Origin of the sequence: Nocardioides sp., assembly GCF_044226305.1 — a bacterium.
In the GTDB taxonomy this organism is placed as follows: Bacteria; Actinomycetota; Actinomycetes; order Propionibacteriales; family Nocardioidaceae; genus Nocardioides.
On sequence record NZ_JBGAHF010000008.1, the window covers coordinates 192,309 to 208,894 of the forward strand.

Genomic DNA, 16,586 nt, shown 5'->3' on the forward strand with positions numbered 1-16,586 from the left:
CGTGAGGAACACCATGCTCCCGCTCATCGGCAGCCTCGGCACCACCGAGCTGCTCATCATCCTCGGCATCGTCATCCTGCTCTTCGGCGCGACCAAGCTCCCCGACCTCGCTCGGGGGAGTGGTCGTGCGCTGCGGATCTTCAAGGCCGAGACCAAGGGGCTCATGGACGACGAGGAGACCCCCGAGGCCACCAAGACCGTCGAGCAGCGCGAGCTCGAGGCGCGGCAGGCCGACCTCGAGCGCCGGCAGGCCGAGATCGACGCCGAGCGCGAGCGGTTGAACCGCCCCGACGGCGCCTGACGCGCCCGCACCCGCTCGGCAGCCTTGTCCCTCAGCGGCGTCTTCGACTACTTCTCCGGCCGACCCCAGCACCCGGTCGGGCCCGACGGGCGGATGGCGCTCTCCGACCACGTCCGCGAGCTGCGTGCCCGCCTGCTGAAGTCCGTGCTGTGCCTGGTCGTGGCGTTCTTCGTGGCGCTGGCCTTCTACGACCAGCTCTTCGACCTGGTGATGGCTCCCTACAACGACGCGCGGGAGATGCTGGGGGAGTCCACCGAGACCAAGGCGTACGTCGCGGGAGCGACCGGCGCCCTGATGCTGCAGCTCAAGCTCTGCGGCATCGCGGCGATCGTCGTGTCGAGCCCGTACTGGCTCTACCAGATCTGGGCGTTCGTGGTGCCCGGCCTGCACTCGAACGAGAAGAAGTGGACCCGGATCTTCACCGCGATCGCCGGGCCGCTGTTCATCGTCGGCGTGCTCACCGGCTACTACGTGCTGCCCCGCGGGCTCGAGGTCCTCATCGGGTTCACCCCGGCCCAGCTGGAGAACCTCGTCGAGTTCAACGACTACTTCAGCTTCCTCACCCGGATGCTGCTGGTCTTCGGGATCGCCTTCGAGATCCCGCTCTTCGTCATCATGCTCAACCTCGCCGGCGTCGTCACGGGCAAGCAGCTCGGCCGCTACCGGCCGTGGATCATCCTCGGGACGTTCGTCTTCGCCGCGGTCGCCACCCCCTCGACCGACCCGTTCTCGATGTGCTTCCTCGCCGCCCCGATGCTGCTGCTCTTCCTGGTCGCCGAGGTGATCGCCCGGCTGGTCGACCGCTCCCGCGGCCGCAGCGGCCGGCTCGAGGAGATCGGGGACGACGAGGTGTCGCCCCTGTGACGGCCGGAGCGATGCGGCGGGTCGACCCGTTCGACCTGCCCGAGTGGCTCGGTGAGGAGCAGGTGACCTGGGCCGCCGAGAGCGGCCTGCGCGGCGGTCACGCCGTCCCGGGCCGGCTGACCGGCGGGGCCCACGACCCGGTCCCGTGCGACCTCCTCGCCGTCGACGAGGCCTACCCGGTGCCGGTCGCGGAGCAGGACGTCCGTCACGACGCCCACCAGGCGTGGCGGCACGGCCAGGTCCTGCTCGTCGGGCCCGGTGACCGGCTCACCCTGGCGGTCCCGGGCACCCGGTTCACCGCCGACCTGGTCCTCGACGCGATGTCCCGGCTGGCCAAGGCCGTGGGCGCGTCGCCGGACCACTACTCCGTCCTGCTGCGGATCGGCGCCGACACCCGCTGAGACCCGGCTAGTCTCGCGCCGTGGACGTCCGCGAGATCGTGCTGCTCACCAACCCGACCGCAGGGAAGGGCCGTGGTGCCCGCGCCCGCGACGCGGCCTCCGCGAGGTTGCAGGCGGCCGGCGTCCGGGTCCGCACCATCGAGGGCCGCGACGCCGACGAGGCGCTCGACCTGGCCCGCTCGGCCGTCGCCGACGGCACCGACGCCCTGGTCCTGTGCGGGGGAGACGGCCTGGTCCACCTCGGCATCCAGGCGGCGGGTGGCACCAGCACGCCGATCGGCATCATCCCGGCCGGCACCGGCAACGACGTGGCGCGCTACTTCGACATCCCGCGCAAGGACCCGGTGGCCGCCGCCGAGCAGCTCCTCGCCGGCACCGGCCGGACCGTCGACCTGGCGCGCAGCGGGTCCACCTACTTCGTCACGGTGCTCGCTGCCGGCTTCGACGCGATCGTCAACGAGCGCGCGAACCGGATGACCTGGCCCAAGGGCCAGATGCGCTACAACATCGCCACCCTCGCCGAGCTGCGCACCTTCGAGCCGCTCCCGTACACCCTCGAGCTCGACGGGGTGACGCACACCCTGGACGCGATGCTCGTCGCGGTCGGCAACGGGCCCTCCTTCGGAGGTGGCCTGCGGATCACCGAGGGCGCGATCCTGGACGACGGCCTCCTCGACGTGGTGATCATCAAGCCGATGTCGAAGATGGGCCTGGTCCGCACCTATCCGAAGCTCTTCAAGGGCACCCACGTCACCCACCCGGCCTACGAGCACCACCGCGTCCGCACGGTCACCGTCGCGGCGCCGGGCATCGTCTCCTACGCCGACGGCGAGCGCTTCGGGCCGCTCCCGCTGACGGTGGAGTGTGCGGCAGGAGCGCTGACCGTCCTCGCGTAGGTTGGGAGCATGACGACCTCGGACGACCTGAGCCCGTCCGAGCGGTACGCCGACTACCGGCGGCACCGCCAGCACCCGGTCCTCCGCGACTTCGCGGCTCTCTACGACTTCCCGCTCGACGAGTTCCAGCTCGAGGGCTGCCGCGCCATCGAGGAGGGTCGCGGCGTGCTCGTCGCCGCGCCCACCGGGTCCGGCAAGACGGTCGTCGGCGAGTTCGCCGTCCACCTGGCGATGCAGACCGGCCGCAAGTGCTTCTACACCACGCCGATCAAGGCGCTCTCGAACCAGAAGTACAACGACCTGGTGGCCCGCTACGGACCGGAGCAGGTGGGCCTGCTCACCGGCGACAACGTCGTCAACGGCGAGGCGCCGGTCGTGGTGATGACCACCGAGGTGCTGCGCAACATGCTGTACGCCGGCTCACGGACGCTCCTGGGCCTGGGCTTCGTGGTGATGGACGAGGTGCACTACCTCGCCGACCGCTCGCGCGGCGCGGTCTGGGAGGAGGTCATCATCCACCTGCCCGAGTCGGTCTCCCTCGTCTCCCTGTCGGCCACCGTCTCGAACGCCGAGGAGTTCGGTGAGTGGCTCGAGACGGTGCGCGGCGACACCGCCACCATCGTCGAGGAGCGGCGACCGGTGCCGCTCTACCAGCACGTCATGGTCGGGCGGCGCGTGCTCGACCTCTTCGCGTCCTCCGACGTCGACGCGGCCGCCGGCTTCGTCAAGGAGGGCGCGCCCGTCAACGACGAGCTGATCAAGGTCGCCCGCGACGACTGGGCGAGCACCCGGGTGCGGGACCGGCGCTCGCCGCGCGACCGCAACCGCCGCGGGACCAGCAAGCACGCCGTCGGCAACGGCCGTCGGGTCTGGGTCCCGAGCCGTCCCGACCTGGTCGCCCAGCTCGACCGCCAGGGGCTGCTGCCCGCGATCGACTTCATCTTCAGCCGGGTGGGCTGCGACGCGGCGGTCACGCAGTGCCTGAGCGCCGGGATCCGGCTCACGTCCCCGGAGGAGCGGGACGCGATCTACGAGCACGTCGAGGCGGCCTGCGCCCACCTGCCGTCCGAGGACCTGCACGTGCTGGGCTACCACGACTTCCTCGACGGGCTCACCCGCGGCGTCGCCGCCCACCACGCCGGCATGCTGCCGGCGTTCAAGCAGGTCGTCGAGGAGCTGTTCGTCCGGGGCCTGTGCAAGGTCGTGTTCGCCACCGAGACCCTGGCACTCGGCATCAACATGCCGGCCCGCACCGTCGTCATCGAGAAGCTCTCGAAGTGGAACGGCGAGAACCACGCCGACATCACGCCGGGGGAGTACACCCAGCTCACGGGACGCGCCGGCCGCCGCGGGCTCGACGTCGAGGGCCACGCCGTCGTGCTGTGGCAGGCCGGCATGGACCCGCGCCAGGTCGCCGGGCTCGCCTCCACGCGGACCTACCCGCTGCGCTCGTCGTTCCGGCCGTCCTACAACATGGCCGTCAACCTCGTGCACCAGTTCGGGCGCGCCCGGTCCCGGGAGCTCCTCGAGCAGTCGTTCGCGCAGTTCCAAGCCGACAAGGCCGTCGTCGGCCTGGCCCGCCAGCTGCGCAAGGCCGAGGACGCGCTCGCCGGCTACCGGGAGGCGGCCACGTGCGACCGCGGCGACTTCATGGAGTACGCCGACCTGCGCCGACGGATCAACGAGGCCGAGAAGGGAGCCAGCCGCGCGCGGAAGGCGGACCGGCGCGAGGAGGCGGTGGAGTCGCTCCGCGCGCTCCGGCCCGGCGACGTCATCTCGGTGCCGACGGGCAAGTTCGCCGGCTGGGCCGTGGTGGTCGACCCCGGTTGGTCCCCCGAGGGACCGCGCCCGTACGTCGTCACGGCCGACCGCCAGGCCCGTCGGCTCGCGATGATCGACTTCCCGACACCGGTGGCGGCGCAGGCGCGGCTGAAGATCCCGAAGACCTTCAACGGCCGCAACCCGCAGATGCGCCGTGACCTGGCCTCGGCGCTGCGCACCCGCACCCGCGACCTGGACCCGGTGGTGCCCCCGGGAGCGTCGGACCGCGGCGACCGGAGCCGCGGCCACGTCGACGAGGAGATCTCCCGGCTGCGCGCCGCCCTCCGGGCGCACCCCTGCCACGACTGTCCCGACCGCGAGGACCACGCCCGCTGGGCCGAGCGGCACGCCAAGCTCGACCGCGACGCGCGCACCCTGCAGCGACGGGTCGAGCAGCGCACCAACACCGTGGCCCGGCAGTTCGACCGGGTCTGCGAGGTGCTGACCGCGCTGGACTACCTCGACGGCGAGCAGGTCACCGACCGCGGCGCCCACCTGATGCGGCTCTACTCCGAGCTCGACCTGGTGGCGGCCGAGTGCATCCGGGTCGGCCTGTGGGACGACCTGGACGCCTCCGGCCTGGCCGCGGCGCTGTCGGTGCTGGTCTTCGAGGCCCGCCGGCCCGACGACGCGTCGTCCCCGCGGATCCCGGGCGGTGCCGTCCGCGAGGTGATCGCCGAGATGGTCCGCCTGTGGGGGACCCTCGACGCCCTCGAGCGCGAGCACCGCCTCGACTTCCTCCGCCAGCCCGACCTCGGCTTCGCCTGGGTCGCCTACCGCTGGGCCGAGGGCGACGAGCTCGACGACGTGCTGATGGTCAGCGACCTGGCCGCAGGCGACTTCGTCCGGTGGGTCAAGCAGCTGATCGACCTCTGTGGGCAGGTCGCGGACGCCGCCGGCGCGACGCCGCTGCGCGAGACCGCGCGCGAGGCCGTCCGGCGGCTGCGTCGCGGCGTGGTCGCCTACTCCTCCCTCGCCGACGACGAGTAGGACGCCTACGCGAGCGCGCGCACGGCCTCGTCGACGGGCACCTCGCCGTTGACGAGGTTCCACTGCGAGCGCGACCCGGCCGGTCGCCGGCTCGTCGGTGAGCCGGCCCGGGCGGATGATCGTCCACGCCAGGTCGCTGGCCCGCAGCGCGGCGTCGGCGTCCCGCTTGGCCTCGACGTAGGCCCGCCACACGTCGCCCGTGTCGGGCGGCAGCGGGTCGTCGACGCCGATCGCCGACACCTGGACGAACCGCTCGATGCCGGCCGCGCGTGCACCCTCGATCGACTTCAGCGAGCCCTCGAGGTCGACGGTGCGCTTGCGCTCGATGTTGCCGTCCGGCCCGCCGCCGGCGGCGAAGACGACCGCCTCGCAGCCGGCGAACGCGGCGGCGAAGGCCGCGGCGTCGTCCCGCTCGATGTCGAGCATCCGCACCTCGGCGCCGCGCTCCTCGAGCTCGGCGCGGTGGGTCTCCCGGCGCACCAGCGCGACCACGTCGTGGTCGGAGCGGCGGAGGACGTGGATGAGATGGCGGGCGATCTGGCCGTGGCCGCCGACGATCGCGATCCGGGTGATGGGGGTGCTCATGCCTCCACCGTACGGACCGGCCGGAACCCACAGGGCCGGCCGTTGCGGCTGGATCGGCTGCAGCGCCCGAGTGCCGCGATCCGCCGCGGGAGCGCCGACCGGCGGGTTAGCGTGCCCCATGAGCACCGCTCGGAAGGATCTGCTCGTCATCGGCGCCGGGCCCTACGCGTACTCCGCGGCGGCGTACGCCCGCGACCGCGGCCTCGACACCACCATGGTGGGCCGGCCGATGTCGTTCTGGCGCGACCAGATGCCGCAGGACATGTACCTGCGCTCGGGACCGGACTGGCACCTCGACGCCACCGGCGAGCACACGTTCGCCGCGTTCTTCGAGGACCGCGGTCTCGACCCGGCCGACCACGACCCGATCCCCATCGGGCTGTTCCTCGACCACACCGACTGGTTCGCCGAGCGGACCGGTCTCGCCGTCGACGAGCGGATGGTCGAGGACCTGACCAAGCCCGACGGCGTGTTCGTGGCGAGCATGGCGGACGGCACGACCATCGAGGCGACCTCGGTGCTCGCCGCCCCGGGGGTCGGTTACTTCGCCCAGCTCCCGCCGTGGCACGACCGGGTCCCCGAGGACCGGCGGGCGCACACCGTGGACCTGGTCTCCTTCGACGACCTCGCCGGCGCCCGGGTGGCCGTCATCGGCGGCCGCCAGAGCGCCTACGAGTGGGCCGCGCTGCTGTGCGACCACGGCGCCGAGCGGGTCGACGTCGTGCACCGGCACCCGGTGCCGGCGTTCGACAAGGTGAGCTGGCGGTTCGTCGACGCGTACGTCGACCAGACCCTCGCCCAGCGCGGCTGGTGGCGCGCCCTCACCGCGGACCAGCGCGCCGGCATCGCCCGCGAGTTCTGGGAGGTCGGGCGACTCACCCTCGAGCACTGGCTGGTGCCGCGGCTGCGGCCGGAGGTGGTCCACCGGCACCCGGAGACGGAGGTCGTCGACGTCGCCGGGGACGGTCCGGTCACGCTGACGCTCTCGGACGGTGAGGTCCTCGACGTCGACCACGTCGTGTTCGCCTCCGGGTACCGACCTGACGTGGCGCGGGTGCCCTACCTCGCCGGGGTGCGCGACCGCATCGACGCGACCGACGGGTTCCCCGACCTGTCCGAGGGCTTCGAGACGAGCCTGCCCGGCCTCTACACGGTCGGCTTCCTGGCCACCCGCGACTTCGGCCCGTTCTACGGCTTCACCAAGGGGTGCCCGTCGGCGGCCCGGATCGTGGTCGACGAGATGCTGCGCTGACCGCCGTCGTCAGCCGGCGCAGAGCACGTCGGTCAGCCGCTGCACCGGGCTCTCGATGCCCCACCGGGTCCCGAGCTCGGCGACCCGGGCGAGGTCGCGCGGCTCCGCAGGCAGCCGCGTGTCGGGGGACCCGAGGTCCAGGTCCCGGGCGACCGCCACGACCTGCGGTGCGACCTCGAGGTACGCCGCGGCGGCCTTGATCTTGCCGCGTGGGCCCGGCCCCATGTCGGCGTCCGGGTCGGCGGCCGCTGCGATGATCGCGTCCATGTCGGGGAACCGGCCGAGCAGCGTCGCCGCGGTCTTCTCGCCGATGCCCGCGACGCCGGGGAGGCCGTCGGAGGCGTCGCCGCGCAGGGTCGCGAAGTCGGCGTACTGGCGGGCGTCGATGCCGTACTTGGTGCGCACCCAGTCGTTCGTGACGCGCTCGTGGTTGCCGACCCCGCGCGCGATGTAGAGGACGCGCACGTCGCGGTCGTCGTCGACGAGCTGGAACAGGTCCCGGTCGCCGGTGACCACGTCGACCGGCTGGCGCGCCTGGGTGGCGAGGCTCCCGATGACGTCGTCGGCCTCGTAGCCGGGCGCCCCCACGACGCAGATGCCGAACGCGTCGAGCACCTCGCGGATGATCGGCACCTGCACCTCGAGCGGGTCGGGCACCTCCTCGACGTCCGGCGCGCCGGCGCGCTCGGCGACCACCCGGTGGGCCTTGTAGGTGGGCAGCAGGTCGACCCGCCACTGCGGCCGCCAGTCGTCGTCCCAGCAGCAGACCAGGTCGCTGGGGCGGTAGTCGCCCACGAGCCGGGAGATGAAGTCCAGCAGGCCCCGGACCGCGTTGACGGGCGTCCCGTCCGGCGCCGTGATCTCGGGGACGCCGAAGAACGCCCGGAAGTAGAGCGAGGCGGTGTCGAGGAGCATGAGTCGTCCGGGACGTTCGGTCACAAACCCGATCCTCGCACGGGCGGACATGCCCTAGCCTGTGCGCGTGACCCCGTCAGAGCTCGAAGGCACCGATCGCCGGATCATCGAGCTGCTCGCCCGCGACGGACGGATGTCGTTCACCGACCTCGGCAAGGCGACCGGGCTCTCGACGTCGGCCGTGCACCAGCGGGTCAAGCGGCTGGAGTCGCGCGGCCTGATCACGGGCTACGTCGCCACGGTCGACCACGAGGAGCTCGGGCTGCCGCTCACCGCGTTCATCTCGATCCGCGCGATCGACCCCTCCCAGCCCGACGACTCACCGGAGCGGGTGCGCGGCATCCCGGAGATCGAGTCCTGCTGGTCGGTCGCCGGCGACGAGTCGTACATCCTCAAGGTACGAGTAGCGAGCCCGAGTGCCCTCGAGGACCTGCTCGCCCGGATCCGGGCCGCCGCGAACGTCTCGACCCGCACCACGATCGTGCTGTCCACGCCCTTCGAGGGGCGCCCGGTCAGCTGAGCCCAGCCGCGCGGTGCAGCACGGCGTCGCTCGCCGCCAGCAGCCGCGCCGCCTCGGCCAGCCCGGACCCCGGCGGCCCGCCCGCGCGTGCGGCGGGTGCCCGGTCCGGGACCGAGGGCGGGCGGGGGACCGCCGGCGCCGGCCCCTCGAGCCGCGCCGGCGCGACCAGCACGGTGCCGTCGACCCTCAGCACCCGGAGCCCCAGCACGCGCCCGAGGAGCTGGGCCTGCACGACGACGCCGTCGGAGAGGTCACTCCCGGGATCGCTGCGCAGCGGGGCGGGTCCACCCGTGGTCGACCTGCGCCGCCAGTGATCCGTCCGCGCCGTACGACTCCATTCGCTTCGCGGCCGCCTGGGCCACCGTCCGGATCTGCTCATAGCGTTCCCTTCCCGCCCGGGCACCGAGCACGTACGCGACCCCGATGGCGCCCAGGGTGGTGAGCTTCATCGCCGCTCCGCCCGCCGTCGGAGGGCGGAGGTCGCAGCGCTCGCCGCGGACATCGCCACCACGGTGGCCGCCGCGGTCACCCCGGTCGCCGCGATCCGGCGTACCGGCACACCCGCCAGCGGGGCCACCGGAGTCGGCGCCGGGACCGGCGCCTTGCGGAACAGCGCGGTCGCCTTGCTCATCGTGCTCATGACTGCTCCTGACGGTGCTTGCGGCCGTTGCGGTTGATCGCGGTCGTCAGCTCCTTCTTCGTCATCGACGTCCGCCCCGCGACCCCCTCGGCCGCCGCCAGGTCGAGCAGCTCGGCCTTGGTCAGGTCGGTCAGCCGGTCCACGCCCGGGCGCTCGCCCGTGCTCGCCGCGACCTCGGCCGCCGTCCGCGCCGTCGTCGCCTGCACGGCCTCGGCACGCTGGACCGCCGTCTCGGCGCTCTCGGCGCTCCGTCGGGCGTCCAGGGCGATCCGGTCGGCCTGCGCGCGAGCGCGCTCGGCCGCCTCCGCGGCCGCCGCGGCCGCCTCGTCCGCACGGTGGCGGGCCTCGGCGAGCTCCTGGGTGGCGTCGGCGTAGCGCTGCTGCGCGTCCTGCTGGGCGCGCTCGGCGGCCTGCCGGGCCTCGGCGACGCGGGCCTCGGCCGTCTGCTGCTCCTTCGCCACGGCGGCGTCAGCGCGCTGCTGCGCCGCGTCCTGCGCACGCGCGACGCGGGCATCGGCCTCGCGGCGGGCCTCCTCGACCTGGTCGCGGACCGCACGGTCCTGCTCGTCGCGCACCTGCTCGAGCCGGGCGCGCTCGGCCTCGGCGACCCCGTCGGCGGCCTCGGCGAGCTCGTGGGCCCCTCGGGCGGCCTCGAGCGCCGTCCGCTCGGACTCCTGCGCCCGGGCTGCGGCCGCGTCGGCGCGTGCCAGCCGGGCCTCCACCGAGTCCTGCCCGGGCAGCGCGTCCTGGACCGTGACGCGCGCGCCACGCAGGGTGTCACGCAGTCCGGAGCCGGGCGGGCTGCCGTCCGGTCCCTCGTGGTTCGACCCTGGTGCCAGGGCCCGGCCGATCAGCCACGACGCGTTGCGGGGGATGTCCTTCATCCCGCCGGCGAGCGTCGCGACCACTCCTCCTCGGCTGTCGCTCATCGAAGCTCCCTCCCTTGCCCGCCTCCCTGACGGGGTGACGTGCGTCACGTCACAAGGAGTCCACTACCCGATGCAGCGCCGGCCATGCCCCGACCGGGCCGTCCGCGCCCCGAGGACGGACGACCCGACTGAGTCCGTCTCAGGGCGCCGTCACCGTCCAGATGCCGTCGACGTACGGCTGGTTGCCGGTCACCGGGACGTAGAGGCCGATGCCCACCGAGACCGGGAGGTCGGCGTACGGGCTGCCGGTGCTGTAGCCGTAGATCTCACCCACGTTGGAGCGGGCGTTCGAGTAGAGGCACAGGTAGCCCGGGGCCGCCTGGCCGGGACTCGGGCAGTGCGCCGGGTCGGCGGTGTCCGCGGTGTCGATGATGTTGCTCTCGTCGATCGCCGTGGCGAGCGGCCGGGGGAAGTTGATGGCGAACCCGAGCCAGCCGCCGGCGGCGGAGTCGCCGGCTGCGGCGCTGAACGCGCCGGACTGGGTCTGGCCGGAGCCGAGCGTCGCGAGCTTCGCTGCCGACGGGACGGTGCCGAGGCTGCTCTCCTTGACGTCCTTCCCGGTGACGGTGTTGTCCTTGATCTGCTTGCCGGTGATGAGCTTGCCGGCCTCGGCGGCGACAGGTGTGGTCGACAGGAGGACGGCGGCCAGCACCACGGTGATGGCCACCACGATCTTCTTGCGCATGCTCGAACCTTTCGGAGTCGGACGCTCGGGGTATGTCCGCTCCTCGGATTCTGACCGCACCGGGCGGGCAGCGGGATGGTCCGGACGGGCCAGGTTCGAGGCGCATCCGGGGCAGCCCGTCGGTGCCAGTCGGCACTCGGGCCCACCCGACGGGGTGGGCCCGACTGCGTCACCAGGCCTGCAGGGCCGCCGTGCGCCGCGACGCCTCCGCGACCTCGGCCGCCTTCAGGGCGACGTCGTCGAGGTCGGAGTGGGCGGCCCACCACTCCTGCCCGGCGGCGGGGAGGGTGTGGATCGGGTCGTAGTACTCGTAGGTCCGCGAGAGGGCCTCGGCGTCCGCGGCCTCGATCGAGGTGCGGTAGTTCTTGGTCCAGTACGAGATGCCGCGCTCGGTGTCGTAGCCCGCCACCTGGTGCACCCAGCGCTTCCCGACGAACGGCACGTCGCAGACGATGCGCGGCGTCGCGAAGCCGGGGAGGTAGCCCATGATGTGGTGCTGGAGCCGCTGGGCATCGGCGACCGAGACCCGCCAGTGCTCCGAGAACGGGATCATGTCGCACATGTAGAAGTAGTAGGGCATGATCTGCGCGCCGTCGAGCAGCCGGAAGCACAGGTCCAGCAGCGCGTGCGGGTCGGCGTTGACGCCGTTGAGCAGCACGCCCTGGTTGCGCACGTCCCGCACGCCGGCCTCGAGCATCGCGCTCGAGGCGCGGGCCACCAGCGGGGTGATCGAGTTCGCGTGGTTGGCGTGGGTGTGGATCGCGATCGAGACGCCGCGCGAGCGTGCCGTGCCGGCGACCCGCTCCATGCCGGCGCGGACCTCGTCCTGGAGCCAGTGGTGGGGGAGACCCACGAGCGCCTTGGTGGCCAGGCGGATGTCGCGGATGTTGTCGATCTCCAGCAGTCGCGTCAGGAAGTCCTCGAGCCGCGGCCAGGGCATGTTCGCCACGTCGCCACCGGAGACGACGACGTCGCGCACCGACGGGGTGCGCCGCAGGTAGTCGAGCATCGCCCCGAGCCGGTCGTTGGGCTTGCCGACGAACTTGAGCTTGTCGACGGTCGGGGTCGAGTTGCCGACCAGGTCCATGCGGGTGCAGTGCCCGCAGTACTGCGGGCAGGTCGGGAGCAGCTCGGCCAGCACCTTGGTCGGGTACCGGTGGGTCAGCCCCTCGGCCACCCACATGTCGTGCTCGTGCAGCGAGTCGCGGGTGGCGTGCGGGTGGGAGGGCCAGTCGGTGCGCCGGTCGCTGAAGACCGGGATCATGTAGTGGCGCACCGGGTCGGCGTACAGCGCCTCGGTCAGCGAGCCCGGGCCGGCCGGGACCGCGTGCGGGACCATCGTGTTCATCATCTGGGGCGGCACGAGCATCGACATGGTCGCCCGCTCGGCCTGGTCGCGCTCGAGGTCGGCGTAGAACCGCTCGTCAACCAGGTCGCCCAGGAGGTCGCGCAGCTGCTTGACGTTCTTCACGCAGTGGGCGCGCTGCCACTGCACCGACTCCCACTCGGCGGTGGTCACGTGCTTCCACCCCGGGAACCGGGTCCAGTCGGGCTCGACCAGCTCGACCTGGCGGTAGGGATAGGGCTGGCCGGTCTCGCCTTCGACCAGCGAGGCGATGGACGTCTCGATGCTCATGGTGTGGTCCTCTCAGGGCGCGCCGGTTGTGTGGGTCCCGACGGTTCTGCCAGAGTAAGAGAAGATAATCCGGCCTGTCGAATGCCACACCGCATCATTTTCGGCAAAGGTCACCTTTCCTCGGAGGACGAACTGTGCACACCCCCAGCGATCCCACCGGCCTGCACCGCGTGCTCGACGGTGTGGTCCGGCTGCCCCAGGCCGCCGAGCGCCTCGACACGCGCCGCGAGCTGTGGCCCGACGAGGTCCGGGTCCGGGTGGAGCGGCTCAACCTCGACGCCGCCTCGTTCCGCCAGCTCGAGCGCAAGCACGACGGCGACGGCGACGCCGTCCGCGCCGAGGTCCTGGAGATCGTCCGGACCCGCGGCAAGATGCAGAACCCCGAGACCGGCTCGGGCGGCATGCTCGTCGGCACCGTCGAGGAGGTCGGGCCGGACTCGCCGCTCGGCCTCGCCGTCGGCGACCGGGTCGCCACGCTGGTCTCCCTCACGCTCACGCCGCTGGTCGTCGAGGACGACCTGGCGCACTGGGACGGCCGGGGGGAGCAGGTCCCCTGCGACGGGTACGCCGTGCTGTTCGGTCGCTCGGTGGCCGCGGTGCTCCCCGACGACCTGCCCGCCGAGCTCAGCCTGGCCGTCATGGACGTCTGCGGCGCGCCCGCGCTGACCGCCCGCGTCGTCGAGCAGTACGCCGACCCGGTGGTCGCCGTCGTCGGCGGAGCCGGCAAGTCGGGGTCGTTGAGCCTGGCCGCGGCCCGGCGGGCCGGTGCCAAGCACACCGTCGGGGTCGTCCCGCACGACGCCGAGGCGGAGCTGCTCCGTGCGTCCGGGCTGGCCGACGAGGTGGTCGTCGCCGACGCCCGCAACCCGATCGCGCTGCGCGACGCCGTGGTGGCCGCAGGGGGACCCGCCGACGTCACCGTCGTCTGCGTCGACGTCCCCGGCTGCGAGGGTGGCGCGATCCTGGCGACCGCCGACCGGGGCACGGTCGTGTTCTTCTCGATGGCGACCTCGTTCTCGGCTGCCGCCCTGGGGGCCGAGGGCCTCGCCGCGGACGTCACCATGCTGGTCGGCAACGGCTACGCACCCGGCCACGCGGCGTACGCCATCGAGCTCCTGCGGGAGTCCGCGGGCGTCCGTCGGCTCTTCGAGCGGAGGCTCTGATGGCGCGCGACCGGGGCAAGCTCGACCTCGACCCCGCCACCGTCCGGCACGCGCGCTCGCTGGCCCGCAAGGCCGGACGCCCGATCGTCACCATGGCCAAGCGGCACACGACGGTCGCCGTCGAGCGGGCCACGCTCCGGCTGGCCGGGCTCGAGGGCGCGGACGCCGAGGGGACCCCCTGGGTGAACCGGCTCCTCGACGTCGTCCGTGCCGACCTCGCCCAGGACGGCGGCCTCGCGCACGGTGTGTCGCTGCCGGTCTGGGACGCGCTGGTCCGCGGCGAGGCCGACGACCTCGCGACCCTGGCCCAGAAGGCGTCCAGCGGCTCGGTGCACTTCCGGCTGCCCGAGGGCAAGGACGCCGAGCGGGCCCGCCGCGCCGCGAAGCGGCAGGTCGGTCAGGGCATCCGGCTCATCGACGCCCGCCGTGCGGAGCGGGAGCGGCTGGTCAAGCGCATCGGCGACGCCCCGAGCAAGCCGTGGATCTACCTGATCGTCGCCACCGGCGACATCTACGAGGACATCCCGCAGGCGCAGGCGGCCGCCCGCGAGGGCGCGGACGTGATCGCGGTGATCCGGTCCACCGGCCAGAGCCTGCTGGACTTCGTGCCCGAGGGACCCACCCGGGAGGGCTTCGCCGGCACCTACGCCACCCAGGAGAACTTCCGGCTGATGCGGGCGGCGCTCGACGACACCAGCCGCGAGCTCGGCCGCTACGTGCGGCTGACCAACTACGCCTCCGGCCTGTGCATGCCGGAGATCGCGGCGCTGGCCGGGCTCGAGCGGCTCGACATGATGCTGAACGACTCGATGTACGGGATCCTCTTCCGCGACATCAACCCGGTGCGCACCTTCGTCGACCAGCGCTTCAGCCGCCAGGTGCACGCCCGGGCGGGGATCATCATCAACACCGGCGAGGACAACTACCTGACGACGGCCGACGCGCTCGACGCGGCGCACACGGTCACCACCAGCCAGCTGCTCAACGAGTACTTCGCCAAGGAGGCCGGTCTCGAGGACTGGCAGCTGGGCCTGGGGCACGCCTTCGAGATCGACCCCGACGTCCCGGACTCCTTCCGGCTCGAGCTCGCGCACGCCCTGCTCGCCCGCGAGCTGTTCCCCGACGCGCCGCTGAAGTGGATGCCGCCCACGCGGCACATGACCGGTGACGTCTTCCGGGGCTTCCTCCTCGACGGCTTCTTCAACCTGGCCGGCGCACTGACCGGGCAGGGCATCCTGCTCGTGGGGATGATGACGGAGGCCGTCGTCACGCCGTGGCTCTCCGACCGCGACCTCGCGCTCCAGAACGTGCGCTACGTCCTGAACGCGGCCGGCAGCCTGCACGAGGACTTCCGACCGGCGCCGGACGGCGTGATCGCCCAACGGGCGCGACAGGTCCTGGCCGAGACCATCGAGCTGCTGGACCAGATCGTGCACGACAGCGACGAGGCCGGCGACCCGCCGCTGCTCGCGGCGATCGCCGACGGCACGTTCGGGCTGATGAAGCGCCCGCCCGACGGCGGCCGCGGCCTGGACGGCGTGGCCCGGAAGTCGCGCGCCTACTACAACCCGGCCAGCGAGATCCTGGAGGCGCGATGAGCTCGATCGTGCGCCCGTACGGCGACACCACCGGTGACGGCATGGTGCAGGTGAGCTTCACCCTGCCGGTGCCGCACTCCAAGGTGGCCGAGGGGGCCGCCGCCCAGCTCGCCAACAAGATGGGGATCGACCCGGCGCTGGTGGTGCACGCCAAGCCGATGGGGCCGGACTTCACCTTCTTCGTCGTCTACGGGCGGGTCAACCACCTCGTCGAGCTGGACAAGGTCGAGGTCGTCGAGCGCGACTTCCCGCTGCTGACGCCGAAGGAGGTGAACGCGGCCGTCAAGCGGGCGCTGCGCCGCCGCCTCGTCGTCGTCGGTGCCTGCATCGGCAGCGACGCCCACACCGTCGGCATCGACGCGATCCTCAACGTCAAGGGGTTCGCGGGGGAGAAGGGCCTGGAGTACTACCGGGAGCTGAAGGTCGTGAACCTGGGGGCCCAGGTCTCGGTGCCCCAGCTGGTCGAGCGGGCCCGGGCCGAGAAGGCCGACGCCGTCCTCGTCTCGCAGGTCGTGACCCAGCGCGACGCCCACCTGCTCAACACCCGTGAGATGTCGGCCGCCTTCCGCGAGTCCTACCCCTCCGACCGGCGTCCGCTGCTGGTCGTGGGCGGCCCACGCTTCGACGAGACGATGGCGTCCGAGCTCGGCGTCGACCGGGTCTTCACCCGGGGGACGACGCCCGGCGAGGTCGCCTCCTTCCTGGTCCACCGACTCGCACCGACGGGAGCAGCACGATGACCCCAGCCGCAGGATCCGCACCGCAGTCGACGGCCGAGGTGGGCCTCACCGTGCTGCACCGCCGGTACGTCCCGTACTCGCACGCGCACTACGCCGGCAACCTCGTCGACGGCGCCTACAGCCTGGGCCTCTTCGGCGACGTGGCCACGGAGATGTGCATCCGCACCGACGGGGACGAGGGACTGTTCGCGTCCTACTCCGACGTCCAGTTCCGCGCCCCGGTGCGCGCCGGCGACGTGCTCGAGGTCAGCTGCGAGCTGGTCCGGGTCGGGACCCGGTCACGGGTGATGGACTTCGAGGTGCGGGTGGTCGCGCGGGGCGCTGCGACCGCCGACCGGCCGGGCGCCGCGGAGGTGCTGGCGGAGCCGGTCCTGGCCACGACCGCCACCGGGACCGTCGTCGTCCCCGGCTGACGGCCTCCCTTCCAGACCACCGGCGGCGCGTCGGGCGCGACACGCCGGTGCCGTCGGGAAAATCTCGGGACTTTTCGGCCCCGGGACGGGCGACCTGACCTGCACTTTCTCGCGTTCTCGCAGGTCATGAGGGGCTTGACGACAGCGGTCGGCCGGATCCAGTCTGTGCGCCGTTCGCCCATGCAGATCGTGGTCGGCGAACCGACGTCCGAGTGGCCGTGTCGGAGGGTGGGAGTG

At 72.8% G+C, this 16,586-nt stretch carries 18 protein-coding genes and 1 pseudogene; 11 read left to right on the top strand and 8 right to left on the bottom strand.

Annotated elements, in window-relative coordinates; genetic code table 11:
- Position 1: 1 nt before the first annotated feature.
- From tatA to ACILQ5_RS10905, 5 genes are read left to right on the top strand one after another with little or no spacing between them, the layout of a single operon-like run.
- Positions 2-301, top strand: coding sequence for a Sec-independent protein translocase subunit TatA (tatA, locus tag ACILQ5_RS10885; RefSeq protein ID WP_395658018.1), 300 nt, complete (start codon positions 2-4; stop codon positions 299-301).
- Between the two features lie 24 nt (positions 302-325).
- Complete coding sequence (gene tatC / locus ACILQ5_RS10890) at positions 326-1,165, top strand: twin-arginine translocase subunit TatC (protein ID WP_395658019.1); 840 nt, start codon at positions 326-328, stop codon at positions 1,163-1,165.
- Positions 1,162-1,566, top strand: a complete 405-nt coding sequence (locus ACILQ5_RS10895) for a hypothetical protein (protein ID WP_395658020.1) — start codon at positions 1,162-1,164, stop codon at positions 1,564-1,566. The genes tatC and ACILQ5_RS10895 overlap by 4 nt, the downstream gene beginning before the upstream one ends.
- Before the next feature lie 20 nt (positions 1,567-1,586).
- Positions 1,587-2,462, top strand: coding sequence for a diacylglycerol kinase (locus tag ACILQ5_RS10900; RefSeq protein ID WP_395658021.1), 876 nt, complete (start codon positions 1,587-1,589; stop codon positions 2,460-2,462).
- Positions 2,463-2,471: 9 nt separating this feature from the next.
- Entirely contained in the window at positions 2,472-5,273 is a 2,802-nt protein-coding gene (locus ACILQ5_RS10905) for a DEAD/DEAH box helicase (RefSeq protein WP_395658022.1), read from the top strand.
- A gap of 114 nt (positions 5,274-5,387) precedes the next feature.
- Here the strand turns inward: ACILQ5_RS10905 and ACILQ5_RS10910 are convergent.
- Positions 5,388-6,008: pseudogene (locus ACILQ5_RS10910) on the bottom strand (NAD(P)H-binding protein); the annotation flags it as partial.
- Between ACILQ5_RS10910 and ACILQ5_RS10915 the strand changes: the two are divergent.
- Positions 5,977-7,110 carry an FAD-dependent oxidoreductase gene (locus ACILQ5_RS10915; RefSeq protein ID WP_395658023.1) on the top strand — a complete coding sequence of 378 codons (1,134 nt, stop codon included), beginning with the start codon at positions 5,977-5,979 and terminating at the stop codon, positions 7,108-7,110. The pseudogene ACILQ5_RS10910 and the gene ACILQ5_RS10915 sit on opposite strands and share 32 nt — an antisense overlap.
- A gap of 9 nt (positions 7,111-7,119) precedes the next feature.
- On the opposite strand, the gene ACILQ5_RS10920 is transcribed toward ACILQ5_RS10915, so the two are convergent.
- Positions 7,120-8,025 carry a 5'-3' exonuclease H3TH domain-containing protein gene (locus ACILQ5_RS10920; protein WP_395658050.1) on the bottom strand — a complete coding sequence of 302 codons (906 nt, stop codon included), beginning with the start codon at positions 8,023-8,025 and terminating at the stop codon, positions 7,120-7,122.
- Between the two features lie 67 nt (positions 8,026-8,092).
- On the opposite strand from ACILQ5_RS10920, the gene ACILQ5_RS10925 reads away from it, so the two are divergent.
- Positions 8,093-8,545, top strand: coding sequence for an Lrp/AsnC family transcriptional regulator (locus tag ACILQ5_RS10925; protein WP_395658024.1), 453 nt, complete (start codon positions 8,093-8,095; stop codon positions 8,543-8,545).
- Here the strand turns inward: ACILQ5_RS10925 and ACILQ5_RS10930 are convergent.
- From ACILQ5_RS10930 to ACILQ5_RS10955, 6 genes are all read right to left on the bottom strand, one after another.
- A complete protein-coding gene (locus tag ACILQ5_RS10930; RefSeq protein WP_395658025.1) occupies positions 8,538-8,777 on the bottom strand; it encodes a hypothetical protein in 240 nt (79 codons plus the stop codon). The two genes, ACILQ5_RS10925 and ACILQ5_RS10930, sit on opposite strands and share 8 nt — an antisense overlap.
- Before the next feature lie 19 nt (positions 8,778-8,796).
- Positions 8,797-8,994 carry a hypothetical protein gene (locus tag ACILQ5_RS10935; RefSeq protein ID WP_395658026.1) on the bottom strand — a complete coding sequence of 66 codons (198 nt, stop codon included), beginning with the start codon at positions 8,992-8,994 and terminating at the stop codon, positions 8,797-8,799.
- The gene (locus ACILQ5_RS10940) at positions 8,991-9,185 is read right to left on the bottom strand and encodes a hypothetical protein (RefSeq protein ID WP_395658027.1); all 195 of its coding nucleotides are present in this window, start codon (positions 9,183-9,185) and stop codon (positions 8,991-8,993) included. The genes ACILQ5_RS10935 and ACILQ5_RS10940 overlap by 4 nt, the downstream gene beginning before the upstream one ends.
- Positions 9,182-10,114: a hypothetical protein gene (locus ACILQ5_RS10945; RefSeq protein WP_395658028.1), complete on the bottom strand. Its 933-nt coding sequence runs from the start codon at positions 10,112-10,114 to the stop codon at positions 9,182-9,184. Before ACILQ5_RS10945 ends, ACILQ5_RS10940 begins: the two co-directional genes overlap by 4 nt.
- 139 nt (positions 10,115-10,253) lie before the next feature.
- Positions 10,254-10,799, bottom strand: coding sequence for a hypothetical protein (locus ACILQ5_RS10950; RefSeq protein ID WP_395658029.1), 546 nt, complete (start codon positions 10,797-10,799; stop codon positions 10,254-10,256).
- Between the two features lie 169 nt (positions 10,800-10,968).
- A complete protein-coding gene (locus ACILQ5_RS10955; RefSeq protein ID WP_395658030.1) occupies positions 10,969-12,435 on the bottom strand; it encodes a KamA family radical SAM protein in 1,467 nt (488 codons plus the stop codon).
- 134 nt (positions 12,436-12,569) lie between these two features.
- On the opposite strand from ACILQ5_RS10955, the gene ACILQ5_RS10960 reads away from it, so the two are divergent.
- Genes ACILQ5_RS10960 through ACILQ5_RS10975 form a run of 4 tightly spaced genes read left to right on the top strand, consistent with a single transcriptional unit; the run spans position 12,570 to position 16,349 of the window.
- On the top strand, positions 12,570-13,598 hold the full coding sequence (locus ACILQ5_RS10960; RefSeq protein WP_395658031.1) for an L-erythro-3,5-diaminohexanoate dehydrogenase: 1,029 nt from the start codon (positions 12,570-12,572) through the stop codon (positions 13,596-13,598).
- Positions 13,598-15,196, top strand: a complete 1,599-nt coding sequence (locus ACILQ5_RS10965) for a lysine 5,6-aminomutase subunit alpha (RefSeq protein WP_395658032.1) — start codon at positions 13,598-13,600, stop codon at positions 15,194-15,196. The genes ACILQ5_RS10960 and ACILQ5_RS10965 overlap by 1 nt, the downstream gene beginning before the upstream one ends.
- Positions 15,193-15,936 carry an OAM dimerization domain-containing protein gene (locus tag ACILQ5_RS10970; RefSeq protein WP_395658033.1) on the top strand — a complete coding sequence of 248 codons (744 nt, stop codon included), beginning with the start codon at positions 15,193-15,195 and terminating at the stop codon, positions 15,934-15,936. The genes ACILQ5_RS10965 and ACILQ5_RS10970 overlap by 4 nt, the downstream gene beginning before the upstream one ends.
- Positions 15,933-16,349 carry a hotdog domain-containing protein gene (locus ACILQ5_RS10975; protein WP_395658034.1) on the top strand — a complete coding sequence of 139 codons (417 nt, stop codon included), beginning with the start codon at positions 15,933-15,935 and terminating at the stop codon, positions 16,347-16,349. The genes ACILQ5_RS10970 and ACILQ5_RS10975 overlap by 4 nt, the downstream gene beginning before the upstream one ends.
- The last annotated feature ends 237 nt before the right edge of the window (positions 16,350-16,586 follow it).